Source organism: Pandoraea sp. NE5 (assembly GCF_024363545.1).
GTDB lineage: Bacteria > Pseudomonadota > Gammaproteobacteria > Burkholderiales > Burkholderiaceae > Pandoraea > Pandoraea cepalis.
On record NZ_AP025517.1, the window covers coordinates 4,807,456 to 4,823,226 of the forward strand.

Here is a 15,771-nt window from a genome sequence, read left to right on the forward strand (position 1 = left end):
ACCGAACGCCCGGCACACCGCATGACGGGCGGATGACGCAGAACCAGACATACGAGGCGACACCATGAATTCGCGTGAATCCCGGGGCATGCTGATCGGACTGATCGGTGTGCTGATCTTCAGCCTGACGTTGCCGATGACACGCATTGTCGTCGCGGAAGTCAACCCGTTGCTCAATGGGCTGGGGCGCGCGCTGGTCGCCTCCGTGTTTGCGGGCGCCCTGCTCTGGTGGCGTCGCGAGGCGTGGCCCACGCCACGCCAGATCAAGAGTCTCGCCATCACCTCGTTGGGCGTGATCATTGCGTTCCCGGTGTTTTCCGCATGGGCGATGAAGACGATTCCGGCGTCGCACGGCGCAGTCGTCAACGGCTTGCAGCCGTTCTGTGTCGCGATCTACGCCTATTGGCTCGGCGGCGAACGTCCGTCGCGCGGGTTCTGGGGCTGCGCCCTCGCCGGCAGCGTGCTGGTGATGGCCTTCGCGCTGCGCGCCGGGGGCGGCAGCCTGCATGCGGCCGATGGGCTGATGCTGCTGGCGGTGGTCATCGGTGCGCTCGGCTATGCCGAGGGTGGCAAGCTCGCTCGCGAGATGGGGGGCTGGCAGGTGATCTGCTGGGCGCTCGTAGTGTCGGCGCCGGTGCTGGTACTGCCGGTGGGCTGGCTGGCGTGGCATCAGCCGTGGCCGGTCAGCGGCAAGGCATGGGGTGCGTTCGCCTACGTGACGCTCTTCTCGCAGTTCATCGGCTTCTTCGCGTGGTATGCGGGTCTGGCCATGGGCGGCATCGCACGCGTGGGCCAAGTACAATTGCTTCAGATTTTCTTTACGATTGCGCTGTCCGCCCTCTTTTTCGGCGAACACGTCGACACGGCAACGTGGCTCTTCGCCGCGGGCGTCGTCCTGACTATCGCACTCGGCAAGCACATGAAGATCGGCGCCTCGCGACTCACGGGCAAACCGGTCTGAAGGCACGTCGCGGCGCATGCGATCCCTGCCCCGCGACGCGTCTCCCCCCAGGCGTTTGCGCCAGCCCCCACGCGCTCGGCACGCGCAACGCCCGATATCAGCGGCCGGTCGATCCGGCCGCCCTCTCAAAGCGAGACCCTCATGCATGATTGGCAATATTCCGAACGTGCCCGCCATCTGACCAGCTCGGCGATTCGCGAAATCCTCAAGGTCACGGAACGCCCGGACGTCATTTCGTTCGCCGGCGGCCTGCCGTCGCCCGCGACCTTCCCCATCGAGCGCATGCGCGCGGCCGCCGAGCGCGTGTTGACCGACTCGCCGCAGGCCGCACTGCAATACAGCGCCACCGAAGGGTTCGCCCCGCTGCGCGAATGGATCGCGAAGCGCTACTCGCGCGACGGCCTGACGCTCGCGCCCGAGAACGTGCTGGTCACCACCGGGTCGCAGCAGGGCCTGGACCTGATCGGCAAGATATTTATCGACGAAGGCAGCCGCGTGCTGGTCGAAGCGCCGAGCTATCTGGGCGCGCTGCAATCGTTCTCGCTGTTCGCCCCGACGTATGTGCCGGTGCCGACCGACGACCACGGTCTGCTGCCCGAGGCGCTCACGCCCGAGCAAACGAAGGGTGCGCGCTTCCTGTATGCCATGCCGAACTTCCAGAACCCGACCGGACGCCGCCTGCCGATGGCGCGCCGCGAAGCGCTGGCCGCCGTTGCCAAGCGCGACGGCCTGGCGATCATCGAAGACGATCCGTATGGCGAACTCGACTACGAAGGCCAGCGCCTGCCGAGCCTCATGTCGCTCGCCCCGGCGCATGTGCTTTACATGGGATCGTTCTCGAAGGTGCTCGCGCCGGGGCTGCGCCTCGGCTTCATCATCGGCCCACAGGCAGTCATCGCCAAGCTGGTGCAGGCCAAACAGGCCGCCGACCTGCACACACCGAGTCTCACGCAGCGCATTGCCTACGAGGTCGTGAAGGACGGTTTCCTGGACACGCACATCCCGTCGATCCGCACGCTCTACGCCGCGCAGGCGAAGGCGATGCTCGCGTCACTGGCGAAGCACATGCCGACGGGCACCACCTGGACCCCGCCGGCCGGCGGCATGTTCATTTGGTTGACATTGCCCGCCGGCATCGACACCATGCAGTTGCTGGATAAAGCGATTGCGCAGAATGTCGCCTTCGTGCCCGGCGCGCCGTTCTATGTCGGCACGCCGCCCTCGAATACGCTGCGGCTGTCGTTCGTCACCGTGCCGCCCGAGAAAATCGAGGTAGGCGTTGCGCGCCTCGGGGCGCTCGTCGCCGAAGCGCTCGCGCGGCGCGCGGCCTGATCCGTTTGTCGCCCCTGCCGGCCTGAAGCGATTCAGGCCGGTCGCCGACGGACGCGGTCATCGGCCCACTTTCAACCCACCTGTCGGGCCGATGTCTCGGTCCGGCCCAACGTATCTGCAAGGAAGCCGTACATGTCCGTCTACGACAAACTGAAGCAACTGGGTATTGAACTGCCGACCGCTGGCGCGCCCGCCGCCGCCTACGTGATGAGTGCGCAGACCGGCAACACCGTGTTCCTCTCGGGCCACCTGCCCAAGAAAGACGGCAAGATCTGGACGGGCAAGCTCGGCCAGGACGTGAGCGTCGACGAAGGCAAAGCCGCGGCACGCGCCGTGGCCATCGAGTTGATCGCCACGCTGCACGCGCACACGGGTGACCTGAACAAGGTCAAGCGTGTCGTGAAACTAATGAGCCTCGTCAACTCGACGCTGGACTTCACCGATCAGCATCTGGTGACGAACGGCGCGTCGGAACTGATCGCGGAAGTCTTCGGCGATGCCGGCAAGCACGCGCGTTCGGCTTTCGGCGTCGCACAGATCCCGCTGGGCGCCTGCGTCGAGATCGAGCTGATCGCCGAACTCGCCTGACCCTCGTTCGATGACCGCCTGACGCTCGACGCATGGCGTTGTGATGGGAGGCGTGCCGCCTTACGGCCGTCTCCCTCCTCTAACTACAACCACCCCCGTCGCCCCTTCATCGAGCCAGCACTGGGCAGCGCCGGCCCAACGCTCGTGTGGGTCTAGAAGGCGCTCTTGATCACGCCCCCATCGGCTCGCAACGCGGCGCCTGTCGTCGCCGACGACAGCGGACTGGCGACGTATGCGACGAGGGACGCAATTTCCTGCGGCGAACCGAATCGCTTGATGAGCGATGTGGGACGTACGGTTTCGAAGAATTCCTTTTCGAACGCTTCGAACGATTTGCCGTCGGCCTTTGCGAGCGTCTCCACGAATTCCCCCACGCCCCGCGATTTAGTCGGCCCCGGCAGCACGCTATTGACGGTAATGCCCGTGCCGGCAACCGCTTCCGCGAGCCCACGCGAGACCGCAAGCTGCGCGGTCTTCGTCATCCCGTAGTGGATCATTTCAGCGGGAATCTGTACGGCGCTTTCGCTCGAAATGAAAATAATGCGCCCCCAGTTTGCCTGCCGCATCGCCGGCAGGAACAGACGCGCCAAACGCACTCCACTCAGCACGTTGACGTCGAAGAAACGCCGCCAGTCCTCGTCGGGAATGGCTTCAAACGGCTTGGGCTCGAAGATGCCCAGGTTATTGACCAGAATCTCCACGTTCGGAAAGCGCCGCGCGAGTTCGTCCGCTGACGCAGCCGTACTGAGATCCCCCGCAAATCCGTACACCTCGCCGCCGGTGTCCGCTTTGAGTTGCGCAACGACGTCGTCAACCGATGACTGGGCGCGACCATTGACGATCACACGCGCGCCTTCCTGCGCCAGTGTGCTGGCAATGGCGAGACCGATGCCGGCCGTGCTTCCGCTGACCAGCGCGAGTTTGCCCTTCAATTGCAGGTCCATGAGAGATTTCCTTTTCAGTGAATGCATTGAGATGGCGACGCGTCGGTGTCGTTCATGTCGCGATACATCTCCGTGTCCACGGCGCCGGGCAACACGGCGTTGACGCGCACACCCTGCGCACCGTACTCGGCGGCAAGCGCCTGCGTCAACCCGATCAGCCCCGCCTTGCTCACCGCGTAGGCTGCCGTGCCGGGAAACGCGAACGAGTAACCCACGAACGTCGACGTGAAGATGATCGACCGCGACGGACATCCAACCGTGCCGGCGGACCTGATCACGCATCGCTGTATCGGGTACACGTATGCGGCCACCGGCGACGAGTGGCAACTGATCGACGGTGGCGGCAAGACCCACGCCGTGCGGGTCGACTGCCACATGCATACCAATAACGGCGATACCGCGCGCGCGGCGGCGTTGGCCGGACGAGGCATCATCTGGCAACCCACGTTCCTGATCGGCAACGATCTGCGTGCGGGCAAGCTCGTTCAGGTGCTGCCCGACTATCGTCTGCCTGAAATCGACATACTCGCCATGTACCCGAGCCGCCGACACCTCAGCGCGCGCGTGCGCGTCATGATCGACTTCCTGGTCGGTGCGTTCGGCGGTGTGCCCCCATGGGATCGGGGTGACGGAAACGAGGTGGGCATCGCGCCGGCGACGCGCTGATCGCGCGTCACGCGCCTATGTTCGGCGTGCTCGGACGTTCCGGCTCAGGGACCGGGGAATCGTTCTGCGCGTTGGCGCGCGTTGCCGGTGACGATCAGCGCGGCTTGCCGCTGCCGTATGCGCGCCGCATGGCTATCGCGACAGCGAGCGACAGCACGACCGCCACCGCCAGCAGGGCAATCACGCCGTGCCAGCCGTGCGCCTTGAGCATGACACCCGAGTAGCTGCCGAGCAGGCTGGAGCCCATGTAGTAGAAAAACAGGTACAGCGCCGAGGCGATCGCCCGCCCTTCGGTCGCGCGGCGCCCCACCCAACTGCTGGCGACGGTATGCGCCCCAAAGAAGCCGAACGTAAAAATCGCGAGACCGATCACCACGCCCAGCACTTGCGACGCCAGCAGGGTCACCAGTCCCACGAACGCCAACGCCACCAGCACCCACAGCAGTCGAGGACGTCCCACGCGATCCGACAGCGGTCCCGCGATGAACGAGCCAATCACGCCGATCAGATACATCGCAAAGATCGCCCCAATGGCGGCGTGCGGCAGATGGAACGGCGGCGCCGACAGGTGAAAGCCCAGATAGTTGTAGACGCTCACGAAGCTGCCCATCATCAGGCCGGCGAACAGGTACAGGCCGAGCAGCGCCGGATCACCGAGGTGCCGCCGCGCATGTCCGATCGCTTCGCGAACCGTCATGTCGCGCGGCGAAAAACGACGCGAATGCGGCAGGCTGCGGGCGAACTCCAGCCCCATCGCCAGACAGACCAGCCCGATCACCGCCACCGACACGCGCCACGAGAACAGGTCGGCAATCAACGCAGACAGCACGCGTCCGGCCATGCCACCGAGAATGTTCCCGCCAATGTAGAGCCCCATCGACATTCCGAGCGAGCGCTGATCGATTTCCTCGCTCAGGTATGCCATTGCGATGGCGGGCAGTCCGGAGAGCGCCAAGCCCTTGAGGGCGCCAAGGATGACGATCGTCTCGAAGTTGGTAGAGAACGCACTCGCAAGCGTGAGCACCGACGAACTGAGCAGCGCAATGGTCATCATGCGCTTGCGGCTCACACGATCTGCGGCGACACAGGTCACGAGCAGACCCAGCGCCATCATCATCGTGGCTGCCGAGACCGACCAACTCGCCTGTGCCGGCGTGATGCCGAACGTCGTGGTCAGCAGCGGCAACAGCGACTGCATGCAGTACAGCTGGGCAAACGTCGAGAACCCGCCGAAAAAGAGGGCTCGGCTGATGACGGCATATTCACGAGTGCCGCGCGCGACACCCGCCGGAAGCTTGGATGCCGGCGTGCCGACGCCTGCGGCGGCGCCATTGGGAAGAGAAAGGGAGTTCGTTGATGCCATGACGCTGGAGCGACTCACGCGAGACTTGGGGGGAAATGTATACGTCGAATCATAGGTTTGCCGTTACCCCACGTCCAATATATATTTACGCGATATTTCCATATATAAAACAGATCAATCGAGGACTGAAGCATGGAACTGCGTCATCTGCGCTACTTCGTGGCCGTCGCTGAAGCGTTGCATTTCAGCCGTGCGGCGCAGAAGCTCAATATCGGCCAGCCGCCGCTCTCGATGCAGATCCGTGCGTTGGAGGACGAATTGGGCGTGGCGCTCTTCGAGCGCGCACAGCGACGCGTTTTCCTGACCACCGCCGGGCGGGCGTTCCTCGTGCGGGCGCGTCAGATCCTCGCCGACGCGGAAGCCGCCCGTCAGGAAGTGCAACAGATTGCGGGACTCGACGCCGGGGAATTGCGCATCGCGTTCACGACGTCCGCACCGATGACGAACCTGATGAAACGGGTCCTCACCGGCTATCGCCTGCGATATCCGCGCGTGACGCTGACGTTGATCGAATCGCCTTCGGAGCGGCAACGGGACGCGCTCACCGAGCGCACGCTGGACATTGGCCTGGTGCGTCAGGCGGACGACGCGCCGCCAATCGCGGGGCTCAGTTTCGAGACATTGATCGACGAAGCGCTGGTCGTGGTCTTGCACCAGGGTCATGCGCTGTCAGGGCGCGCAAGCTTGTCCATGGCCGACCTCGCCCATGAGGCGTTCATCATGCATCCGCACGATGTGGGCACGGCGATCGATGGAAAAATACGGCGGATGTGCGAGCGGGCTGGTTTTTCGCCGCGCGTCGTACAGGAAGCACGCGAGTCGACCACCATCGTGGCACTCGCGGCGAGCGGGCTGGGCGTGGCGATACTCCCGGCCGCCGTGCGATGCATCCAGATCGAGGGCGCATGCTTCATGGACCTTAGCGAGCCCGACGCGCACACGCCCCTGCTGCTGGCCAAGCGTCGCGACGACGCGAGCCCATTGGTGCAGGCGTTCGTCGCGATTTGCCGCGAAGTGGCGGGCCGCCTTCATGAGACGACGCCGCCTGGCGCATGAGGTCCCGCGAGGCCCGCAATCAGCCGCGCAGCGACGCTGCCAGACCGATGACGACGACGCCCAATACTAGATTCAGGATCACGAGCCGCCGGATCCCATTGACCGCGGCAGCGCCGTCCGGCCACGACTGCGCCTGCACCGCGCGTTGCAGACGCGGAAACAGCGCAAAGCGAATGTGACCGAAGACGAGCATCATCACCACGCCAATGCCGGCCATCGCATGCACGGGCCAACGGGCGTGCATGCCGCCCATCCCGAGCATCATGTGTCCGCCCGACAGCAGGATCAGAACGATGGCCACGCCGACCCAGGTGAAAAAGCGCGAGAGCGCCGCCTCCCATAACGGCAGACGTTGCTGCGGCGACAATTCGGAGGACGCCGGACGCAGGCAGGCGAGCGCAAAGAACATCCCCCCGATCCAGACCGCCACACTCACCAGATGCAAGAACAAACTCAAGGCATAAACGTTCATGCGTGACTCCCGTCAGGATGCCGAAGGGGCGGCCGGCAGTACCGGCTCGAGCGAACGCGGCTTGAACGTCGCGAACTTGACTGCGGGCGCACGTCCCTTGCGGGCGCGCTTGCCGATGTTCGGGGCGAGCGACGGCCCAGCGAGCGTCTCGGCCTGAAGCTTGCCTCCGCGCACTTCGCCATACACGGTAACGCCCGCTTCGCCGATCGGCACGACCGACACCAGCGTCTGCTTGTCATCGAGACCGATCAGCGTGACACCGCGTCCGCCGCCCGTGAGCGACTTCATTTCGTCCATGCCGAACACGAGCAGACGACCGTCGCTCGACAGGCACGCCACCGCGCTGGCACCCTGCCAAATCGGCGTGGGGGCCAGCGGTGCCGCACCTTCGTCGATGGTCATGAACGACTTGCCGGCCTTCACTCGGCTGACCATATCGCCCAGCTTCGTCGTGAAACCGAAGCCCGTCGACGTTGCCAGCAGCAGCGGTTGCTCGCCCGACGCCGCGTAGTAATGCAGCAAGCGCGAGCCCGACTCCAGTTCGATCAACGACGTGAGCGGTACGCCGTCGCCCCGCCCGCCCGGCAATAGCGCCACGGCCACCGAATAGACGCGGCCATTACTGCCCCACGCGATCAGCGGATCCACGGTGCGGCATTCGAACGCGCCATACAGCGCGTCGCCCTGCTTGAATGAGAAGCCTTGTGCATCGAGGCCATGGCCCTTGAGCGCGCGCACCCACCCCTTGGCGGACACCACGACCGTTACCGGCTCGTCGACCACACGCGCTTCGGCCACGGCTCGCTTCTCTTCCTGAATCAGCGTGCGGCGATCGTCACCGAACTGCTTCGCGTCGGTTTCGATTTCCTTGATGATCAAACGCTTCATCGTGCTGTCGTTGGCGAGCAATTCTTCGAGCTTCGCCTTCTCGTCGCGCAACGACGCCAGCTCCTGCTCGATCTTGATCGCTTCCAGACGCGCCAGCTGACGCAGACGGATTTCCAGAATGTCTTCCGCCTGACGCTCGCTCAACCCGAACGCGCTCATCAGCGCGGCTTTCGGCTCGTCGGACTCGCGAATGATGCGGATGACTTCGTCGATATTCAGGAAGACGATCATCCGGCCTTCGAGGATGTGAATCCGGTCGTCGACCTTGCCCAGACGGTGGCGCGAACGACGTGTGACCGTCTCGAAGCGGAATCCAATCCACTCGGACAGAATGTCGCGCAGCGACTTCTGCGTCGGGCGGCCGTCGGCGCCGACCATCACGAGGTTGACCGACGCGCTCGACTCAAGGCTCGTGTGCGCGAGCAGCATCGTGATGAATTCCTGCTGGTCGATGCGACTCGACTTCGGCTCGAACACCAGTCGCACGGGGGCGTCCTTGCCCGATTCGTCGCGAACCGCATCGAGCATGCCGAGCATCGACTGCTTGAGATTCTGCTGCTCGGGCGTGAGCGTCTTCTTGCCGAGCTTGACCTTTGGGTTGGTGATTTCCTCGATTTCCTCGAGCACCTTCTGACCCGACGTGTTCGGCGGCAGCTCATAGACCACCGCCTGCCACTGACCTCGCGCCATCTCCTCAATCTTCCAGCGCGCGCGCATCTTGAGGCTGCCACGGCCGCTTTCGTAGGCCGCGCGAATTTCCGCCGCACTCGAAATCAACTGGCCTCCGCCGGGGAAGTCCGGTCCCTGCACGAGCGTCATCAATTCGGCGTCGTCGAGCTTCGGGTTACGAATCAGGGCAACCGCCGCCGACGCAACTTCGCGCAGATTGTGCGACGGAATTTCCGTCGCGAGCCCCACCGCAATCCCCGACGCTCCGTTGAGCAGCACGAACGGCAGCCGCGCCGGCAATAGTCTCGGCTCCTGCGTCGAGCCGTCGTAGTTCGGCACGAAGTCCACGGTGCCCGCGTCGATCTCGTCGAGCAACAGCTTCGCGATCGGCGTCAGACGCGCTTCGGTGTAACGCATGGCCGCCGCGCCGTCACCGTCGCGCGAGCCGAAATTACCCTGGCCGTCGATGAGCGGATAGCGCATGGAGAAGTCCTGCGCGAGACGCACCAGCGCGTCATAGGCGGACTGGTCGCCGTGCGGGTGAAACTTGCCGAGCACATCGCCGACCACGCGCGCCGACTTCACCGGCTTGGCGTCGGCCGCGAGGCCCATTTCATTCATTGCAAACAGAATCCGGCGCTGCACCGGCTTCTGGCCGTCGCACACATCCGGCAGTGCACGGCCTTTGACAACACTGATCGCATAGTCCAGATAGGCACGCTCGGCATATGCGCCAAGCGTCAGCGTGTCGTCATCCGACGGTTGCGTAAAGAGATCTTCTACTTGTTCCATAAAACCTATGGGTTTGCTGCGAACGTTTGACGAGAGTTCGGGGAGACGTTGACCGCGAGATCATACCAAGCTCGTCGGCACATTTCGGCAAAAACACGTCCGATTGGCAAAGCGAGACGTGTTTTCGGATCGGAGGACGCGGGAATCGGCGGGATTGCGCACGCATTTCGGACAAATCCGAGCGTCAGACCGTGGGGATCGACAGGCGACAGCGCCGCTGGCGCCTTCGTGACGCCGCCCCTGGCGGCGTTGCTGGGGTGCCTCAATCGATCGTTGGCGAAGACGACAGCGCCCCTTGCGCCGATGCTCGTACCGACGCATTCGGCATAGCAGCCGGCACGACGGGCAGTCCGGCCGGCGCACCCAGAATGACGTGGATGCGACCGTCGCGCGAGCCGCTCACGCGCGCACCGCCAACGCGCCCCACGTGAGCGCCGCCCGGGCTCGCCCCGCTCATACGTATCGCCCCGCCGCCCTGCCCCAGCGCGGGCGCATCGGGATCGAAGCGTCGATAAAGGGCGAGCACGGTCGCCACGTAGTCGCGCGTTTCGGCATACGGCGGGATCTGGTCGGCGTGACGCGCCACCGCCCCCTCGCCCGCGTTGTACGACGCGAGCACCAGTTCGAGACGGTCGGGATAACGCGTTTGCAGATCACGCAGATAGCGGGCTCCGGTCAGCACATTCGTCCGCGGATCGGCGAGCTTGTCGGCGACCGTGCGTCGCGCGTCTGCGCGCACGCCGTAGCGCTCGCCCGTTGACGGAAGCACTTGCATCAAGCCAACGGCGCCTTTGGGTGACACTGCGGCGCTATCAAATCCCGACTCCGCCGCAATGACCGCTTTGAGCAACGCCACATCGACGTGATAACGCTGCGCAGCCTGCGCGATCACGGGCGCCAGCGTCTTCAGATTGGGATGTCGGGCGAGGGCATCGTACAGGCGCGAGCGATCCACGCCACTGGCCGTATCGCCGTGCGACGCACGCAGGTCGACGTTGCCGCCCGCCCCGACGACCGGACGATAACGCGCGTCGAGCTTGCGTGCCGCGAGATGGGCGACGCCGTTCTCATCGACATAACCATAGAGTTCGGCGTGTGCGAATGGCGTCGCGACAAGCAGCGCGGCGGCCAGCGCGGGCCCGACGAAACGTCGCGGCGCGCAATGTCGGCTGATCGCTCGAATGCGGCGCGCCATCGAAACGGTGAAGTTACCGACCTTTGACATGCACCTTGATGGTCTGGCTCATGGCGGGACCGTACGATTGGTGAGCACCGTTGGCGAACTGCAACGTCAACGTGTGATCGCCGGGCGTCAGATTGACGCTCGTTTCGGTCTGGCCTTTACCAAAATGCAGGTGCGTGTCGTCCGTGGGGACAACCTGACCTGCGGGAATGGAATCGCCGTCGATGATGAGATGGTGATGACCGGTGTTGGGCGTCATGTCGCCTGCCGGTTTGATCGCCATGCCCTCGACGCCGAAATGGACCGCGACCGGGTTCGACACCGTTGCGCCGTCCGCCGGCGCCACAAAGAAGACGCGCGGCTGAGCCGACTGTGCCAGCGCGGTGGCGCTTGCGCCGGCAACCAACAGCGACACAAAAAGGCAACGCATGGAACGCAACATAACGCGACTCCCGGAAGGGTGAAGGGTGGATTATCCCACGATGTGAGCGCTCACGCTGGCCTGCCGGCGCGTGAGGCACCCGCCACTGCACCGATGCCGGGAATCCGCTCAGATGTCGGCTTCCACCTCATTGCCCTTGGCTTCGAGCCAGCTGCGACGCTGCGCCGCCTCGCCCTTGCCCATGAGCATGTTCATGCGCGCCACGGTCGCATCGAAATCGAGGCCGCCAAGCGCCACTGGGCTCAACCGGCGGGTGTCGGGATTCATGGTGGTTTCCCACAACTGCGCGGCACTCATTTCGCCCAGCCCCTTGAAACGACTGATCGACCATGCGGTGTCACGTACGCCATCCTTGCGCAGCTTGTCGAGGATCGCTTCCAGTTCGCCTTCGTCGAGTGCGTAGAGCTTCTGTGCGGGCTTCTTGCCACGGGCCGGCGCATCCACGCGATAGAGCGGCGGGCGGGCCACATACACATGACCCTTCGCAATCAGTTGCGGGAAATGGCGGAAGAACAGCGTGAGCAGCAGCACCTGAATATGCGAGCCGTCGACGTCGGCATCCGAGAGAATGCAGATCTTGCCGTAGCGCAGATTCGACAGGTCAGGCGTGTCGTTCGCGCCATGCGGGTCGACACCGACGGCCACGGCGATGTCGTGCACTTCGTTGTTCGCGAAGAGTCGGTCGCGCTCGGTCTCCCACGTGTTGAGGACCTTGCCGCGCAGCGGCAGAATCGCCTGAAACTCCTTGTCCCGCCCCATCTTCGCCGAGCCGCCCGCCGAGTCGCCCTCGACCAGGAACAGTTCGTTGCGCGTGATGTCTTCGGTCTCGCAATCCGTCAGCTTGCCCGGAAGCACCGCTACGCCGGAACTCTTCTTCTTCTCGATCTTCTGGCCCGCGCGCGTGCGCGCCTGCGCCTGACGAATCACGAGTTCGGCCAGCTTCTTGCCATGCTCGACATGATGGTTGAGCCACAACTCGAGCGCTGGACGCGTGAAGGACGACACCAGACGCACGGCGTCGCGGCTGTTCAGGCGCTCCTTGATCTGCCCCTGAAACTGCGGATCGAGCACCTTCGCGGACAACACGAACGACACGCGCGAAAAGACGTCTTCCGGCAGCAGCTTCACGCCCTTGGGCTGCAGATTGTGCAGTTCGATGAAACCACGCACCGCCTGGAACAGCCCCTCGCGCAGACCCGATTCGTGGGTGCCGCCAGCCGGTGTCGGAATCAGGTTGACATACGACTCACGCACCGGCGCGCCGTCTTCGGTCCATGCCACGACCCAGGCCGCGCCCTCGCCTTCGGCGAAGCTGTCCTCGTTGCCATCGGCAAAGCGCTCGTCCTCGAACAGCGGAATCAGCGGCTCGGCGCCGCCCAGCGATTCGACAAGATAGCCGCGCAAGCCATGCTCATAGCACCACGTCTGCTCGTCGCCGGTCTTCTCCTGACGCAACGTGACGCGCACGCCCGGCAGCAGCACCGCCTTCGAGCGCAGCAACCGTTGCAGCTCGCTCAGCGGCAGCGTGGGATTATCGAAGTACTTCAAATCGGGCCAGACGGTGACGCGCGTGCCGCTCTTCTTCTCGCCGCGTTGTGCGGCGCGCGAGTGCAATGCCACGTCGACGTTGCCGCCATCGGCGAATTCCAGCTCGGAGACCTGGCCGTCGCGCCAGACCGTGACGGCCAGTCGCGTGGCCAGGGCGTTCGTCACCGACACGCCAACCCCATGCAAGCCGCCCGAAAAGGTGTAGGCGCCACCGGCCGCCTTGTCGAACTTGCCGCCCGCATGCAATCGCGTAAAGACGATCTCGACGACCGGCACACCCTCTTCCGGGTGGATGCCGACGGGAATACCCCGGCCGTCGTCCTCGACGCTCACCGAACCATCCTTGTTCAGCGTGACGAGGATCTGCTTGCCGTAACCGCCAAGCGCTTCGTCAGAGGCGTTGTCGATGACTTCCTGAATGATGTGCAGCGGATTTTCGGTGCGGGTGTACATGCCCGGGCGCTGCTTGACCGGTTCAAGGCCCTTCAGGACCTTGATGGACGCTTCGCTGTATTGGGCAGGCGTATTTTTTTTCGACATAGCGTGACTGAATTAGGGTACGACGCCCGGCGATTATCCACAGTTCCTGTGGACAACCACGGGGAAAACCCATGAACACATGACAAAAGTGACGCCGTATCAACGACTTGAGTTGCGGCGCCCACCGAATGGGCACGCTGAGCACGCCCAGCGCCCGGCCGGTGTTGTCCGGAGGCGAGCCGCGCCCGATGCATCGCGGCCTATTGTACTGTCACTCGCGACGTGATCGGGTGACAACGCCAACGGCACCATGCAACGCGGCCGGGCCACGGCCACGGCCGCTCGCCGCTCGCTGACCGGATGCCGACGCTTACGCGCCATCGCCGCGCTGCTTGGCTTCGAGCAGTTCCCAGCGTTCGAGCGCATCGAGCAACGCCAGTTCAATCGCTTCGAAACGTTCGGACAACGCCGCACCGGCAGCCGGATCTTTCGCATAGATCGAACCGTCTTCGAGCTTTGCCCCCACTTCCTGTTGCTCGGTTTCCAACGCGGCGATGCGCGCCGGCAGGCCGTCGAGTTCGCGCTGCTCCTTGTAGCTGAGTTTGGCGGTGCGGCTCGTAGGGCGCTTTGATGCGGTTGCCGTGTCCTTCGCGGCGACTTCGACGGGGGCGCGTTGCGCGGCGAGCGCAGCGGACCGATGGCTCTGTACCTGCCAATCGGTAAACCCGCCAACGTACTCGCGCCAGTTGCCGTCGCCTTCGGCCGCGATGACCGAGGTCACGACGTTGTCCAGGAACGTGCGATCGTGGCTCACGAGGAACACCGTGCCGCTGTATTCCTCGAGCAGCTCTTCGAGCAGTTCGAGCGTCGGGATGTCCAGATCGTTGGTCGGTTCGTCGAGCACGAGCACGTTGGCCGGACGCGCGAACAGGCGCGCGAGCAGCAGACGATTGCGCTCGCCGCCCGAGAGCGACTTCACCGGTGAGCGCGCGCGCTCCGGCGAGAACAGGAAGTCGCCGAGATAGCTCATGACGTGCTTGCGCGCGCCATTGATCTCGATCCAGTCGCTGCCCGGGCTGATCGTATCGAGCAGACTCTTCTCGGGATCGAGTTGCGCACGCATCTGGTCGAAGTACGCCACCTGAAGATTGGTACCGACACGAATCTGTCCGCTGTCCGGCGCGATCTCGCCGAGAATGAGCTTGAGCATCGTCGTCTTGCCCACGCCATTCGAGCCCACCAGACCGACCTTGTCGCCGCGCATGAGCGTCGCCGTAAAGTCGCGCACGATGACACGCTCGCCGTAAGCCTTCGTGACATGGGTCAGCTCGGCCACGATCTTGCCGGACTTCTCGGTCTGCGCCACATCCATGCGCACATTGCCCTGAATCTCGCGGCGATCGGCACGTTCGCTACGCATCGTCTTCAGGCGCTCGATGCGCGACACGCTGCGCGTACGGCGTGCTTCAACACCTTTGCGAATCCACACTTCTTCCTGCGCGAGCAGCTTGTCGAACTTCTCGTTCTCCACGCGCTCGATCTCGAGCTGCGCAGCCTTGCGCTCTTGAAACTGGGTGAAGTTGCCCGGATAGGAGAGCAGACGCCCACGATCCAGTTCGACGATACGCGTGGCCACACGATCCAGGAAACTACGGTCGTGAGTGATGAACAATAGCGCGCCACGATAGCCGATGAGCAAATCCTCCAACCAGCGAATCGCTTCGAAATCGAGGTGATTGGTCGGTTCGTCGAGCAGCAGCACGTCGGGTTTGGCCACCCAGGCCTGCCCGAGCGAGACACGCTTTTGCATACCGCCGGAGAGCGACCCGACGCGCGCGTGTCCATCGAGCCCGAGTTGCGCAACCGTCGTTTCCACCCGTGTCTTGAATTGCCACGCATCCGCATTGTCGAGCGACGCCTGCAACGTATTCAACCGCGCGAGCAGCGCGTCGTGCTCGGCGCCCTCAGGGGCATCGGCAAGCGCGTCCACCGTGCGTTCGTAGTCGGAGAGCAGCCCATGCAATTCGCCGAGGCCAAGCGCGACGGCGTCGAAGACCGTCAGTTCGGGATCGAACTCAGGCTCCTGCGGCACGTAGACGGTATTGAGTGAGGCCTGCCGTGCCACAAGGCCGTCGTCGGGAACCATCTGGCCCGCCACGATCTTGAGCAGCGACGACTTACCGGCGCCGTTGCGGCCGATAAGTCCAACGCGCTCACCGGCTTCGAGCGAAAAATCGGCATTGTCGAGCAATGCCACGTGACCGAACGCCAATTGGGCGCCCGAAATGGAATACAAGGCCATGTGTCGGGGGAACGGGAGAACTACGATGGGAGATATTGTAGTGCCGGGCGCGAGGGCCCGGCCGATAATGCACGGCTACGGCTTG

Annotated in this window: 12 protein-coding genes and 2 pseudogenes; 5 read left to right on the forward strand and 9 right to left on the reverse strand. The window is 64.2% G+C overall.

The genetic code is table 11. The annotated features are described in order from the left end of the window. Positions 1-64 precede the first annotated feature (64 nt). The 3 genes from PanNE5_RS21785 to PanNE5_RS21795 all read left to right on the forward strand — a co-directional run bounded on the left by PanNE5_RS21785 (position 65) and on the right by PanNE5_RS21795 (position 2,881). Positions 65-961: a DMT family transporter gene (locus PanNE5_RS21785; RefSeq protein ID WP_150563076.1), complete on the forward strand. Its 897-nt coding sequence runs from the start codon at positions 65-67 to the stop codon at positions 959-961. 141 nt (positions 962-1,102) lie between these two features. Then, positions 1,103-2,293, forward strand: coding sequence for a PLP-dependent aminotransferase family protein (locus PanNE5_RS21790; protein ID WP_261938798.1), 1,191 nt, complete (start codon positions 1,103-1,105; stop codon positions 2,291-2,293). 132 nt (positions 2,294-2,425) lie between these two features. Then, a complete protein-coding gene (locus tag PanNE5_RS21795; RefSeq protein WP_261938799.1) occupies positions 2,426-2,881 on the forward strand; it encodes a RidA family protein in 456 nt (151 codons plus the stop codon). Between the two features lie 152 nt (positions 2,882-3,033). Here PanNE5_RS21795 and PanNE5_RS21800 read toward each other — a convergent pair whose 3' ends face one another. After that, positions 3,034-3,825 carry an SDR family NAD(P)-dependent oxidoreductase gene (locus tag PanNE5_RS21800; protein WP_261938800.1) on the reverse strand — a complete coding sequence of 264 codons (792 nt, stop codon included), beginning with the start codon at positions 3,823-3,825 and terminating at the stop codon, positions 3,034-3,036. A 35-nt stretch (positions 3,826-3,860) separates the two neighbouring features. Further along, positions 3,861-4,064: pseudogene (locus PanNE5_RS21805) on the reverse strand (SDR family oxidoreductase); the annotation flags it as partial. A gap of 1 nt (position 4,065) precedes the next feature. On the opposite strand from PanNE5_RS21805, the pseudogene PanNE5_RS21810 reads away from it, so the two are divergent. Further along, positions 4,066-4,491, forward strand: a pseudogene (locus tag PanNE5_RS21810) (LysR substrate-binding domain-containing protein); the annotation flags it as partial. 94 nt (positions 4,492-4,585) lie between these two features. On the opposite strand, the gene PanNE5_RS21815 reads toward PanNE5_RS21810, so the two are convergent. Further along, positions 4,586-5,854, reverse strand: a complete 1,269-nt coding sequence (locus tag PanNE5_RS21815; protein WP_017234910.1) for an MFS transporter — start codon at positions 5,852-5,854, stop codon at positions 4,586-4,588. A gap of 132 nt (positions 5,855-5,986) precedes the next feature. Between PanNE5_RS21815 and PanNE5_RS21820 the strand changes: the two genes are divergently transcribed. Continuing rightward, complete coding sequence (locus PanNE5_RS21820; protein ID WP_017234909.1) at positions 5,987-6,910, forward strand: LysR substrate-binding domain-containing protein; 924 nt, start codon at positions 5,987-5,989, stop codon at positions 6,908-6,910. A 19-nt stretch (positions 6,911-6,929) separates the two neighbouring features. On the opposite strand, the gene PanNE5_RS21825 is transcribed toward PanNE5_RS21820, so the two are convergent. From PanNE5_RS21825 to PanNE5_RS21850, 6 genes are all read right to left on the reverse strand, one after another. Next, entirely contained in the window at positions 6,930-7,382 is a 453-nt protein-coding gene (locus tag PanNE5_RS21825; protein WP_017234908.1) for a CopD family protein, read from the reverse strand. A 12-nt stretch (positions 7,383-7,394) separates the two neighbouring features. Continuing rightward, positions 7,395-9,731 carry a DNA topoisomerase IV subunit A gene (gene parC, locus PanNE5_RS21830; RefSeq protein ID WP_261938801.1) on the reverse strand — a complete coding sequence of 779 codons (2,337 nt, stop codon included), beginning with the start codon at positions 9,729-9,731 and terminating at the stop codon, positions 7,395-7,397. Between the two features lie 262 nt (positions 9,732-9,993). After that, entirely contained in the window at positions 9,994-10,956 is a 963-nt protein-coding gene (locus PanNE5_RS21835) for a lytic transglycosylase domain-containing protein (RefSeq protein WP_017234906.1), read from the reverse strand. Beyond that, entirely contained in the window at positions 10,940-11,356 is a 417-nt protein-coding gene (locus PanNE5_RS21840) for a DUF4399 domain-containing protein (RefSeq protein WP_017234905.1), read from the reverse strand. The genes PanNE5_RS21835 and PanNE5_RS21840 overlap by 17 nt, the downstream gene beginning before the upstream one ends. 108 nt (positions 11,357-11,464) lie before the next feature. Further along, positions 11,465-13,444 carry a DNA topoisomerase IV subunit B gene (locus PanNE5_RS21845; protein WP_017234904.1) on the reverse strand — a complete coding sequence of 660 codons (1,980 nt, stop codon included), beginning with the start codon at positions 13,442-13,444 and terminating at the stop codon, positions 11,465-11,467. Between the two features lie 310 nt (positions 13,445-13,754). Next, positions 13,755-15,686, reverse strand: a complete 1,932-nt coding sequence (locus tag PanNE5_RS21850) for an ATP-binding cassette domain-containing protein (RefSeq protein WP_261938802.1) — start codon at positions 15,684-15,686, stop codon at positions 13,755-13,757. Positions 15,687-15,771 lie beyond the last annotated feature (85 nt).

What these genes read in the sequence shown, in the direction of transcription:
- PanNE5_RS21840 (WP_017234905.1), bottom strand. Translation starts at nt 11,356, where the DNA reads ATGTTGCGTTCCATGCGTTGCCTTTTTGTGTCGCTGTTGGTTGCCGGC.
- PanNE5_RS21795 (WP_261938799.1), top strand. Translation starts at nt 2,426, where the DNA reads ATGTCCGTCTACGACAAACTGAAGCAACTGGGTATTGAACTGCCGACC.
- PanNE5_RS21815 (WP_017234910.1), bottom strand. Translation starts at nt 5,854, where the DNA reads ATGGCATCAACGAACTCCCTTTCTCTTCCCAATGGCGCCGCCGCAGGC.
- PanNE5_RS21820 (WP_017234909.1), top strand. Translation starts at nt 5,987, where the DNA reads ATGGAACTGCGTCATCTGCGCTACTTCGTGGCCGTCGCTGAAGCGTTG.
- PanNE5_RS21800 (WP_261938800.1), bottom strand. Translation starts at nt 3,825, where the DNA reads ATGGACCTGCAATTGAAGGGCAAACTCGCGCTGGTCAGCGGAAGCACG.
- PanNE5_RS21835 (WP_017234906.1), bottom strand. Translation starts at nt 10,956, where the DNA reads ATGTCAAAGGTCGGTAACTTCACCGTTTCGATGGCGCGCCGCATTCGA.
- PanNE5_RS21845 (WP_017234904.1), bottom strand. Translation starts at nt 13,444, where the DNA reads ATGTCGAAAAAAAATACGCCTGCCCAATACAGCGAAGCGTCCATCAAG.
- PanNE5_RS21825 (WP_017234908.1), bottom strand. Translation starts at nt 7,382, where the DNA reads ATGAACGTTTATGCCTTGAGTTTGTTCTTGCATCTGGTGAGTGTGGCG.
- parC (WP_261938801.1), bottom strand. Translation starts at nt 9,731, where the DNA reads ATGGAACAAGTAGAAGATCTCTTTACGCAACCGTCGGATGACGACACG.
- PanNE5_RS21850 (WP_261938802.1), bottom strand. Translation starts at nt 15,686, where the DNA reads ATGGCCTTGTATTCCATTTCGGGCGCCCAATTGGCGTTCGGTCACGTG.
- PanNE5_RS21785 (WP_150563076.1), top strand. Translation starts at nt 65, where the DNA reads ATGAATTCGCGTGAATCCCGGGGCATGCTGATCGGACTGATCGGTGTG.
- PanNE5_RS21790 (WP_261938798.1), top strand. Translation starts at nt 1,103, where the DNA reads ATGCATGATTGGCAATATTCCGAACGTGCCCGCCATCTGACCAGCTCG.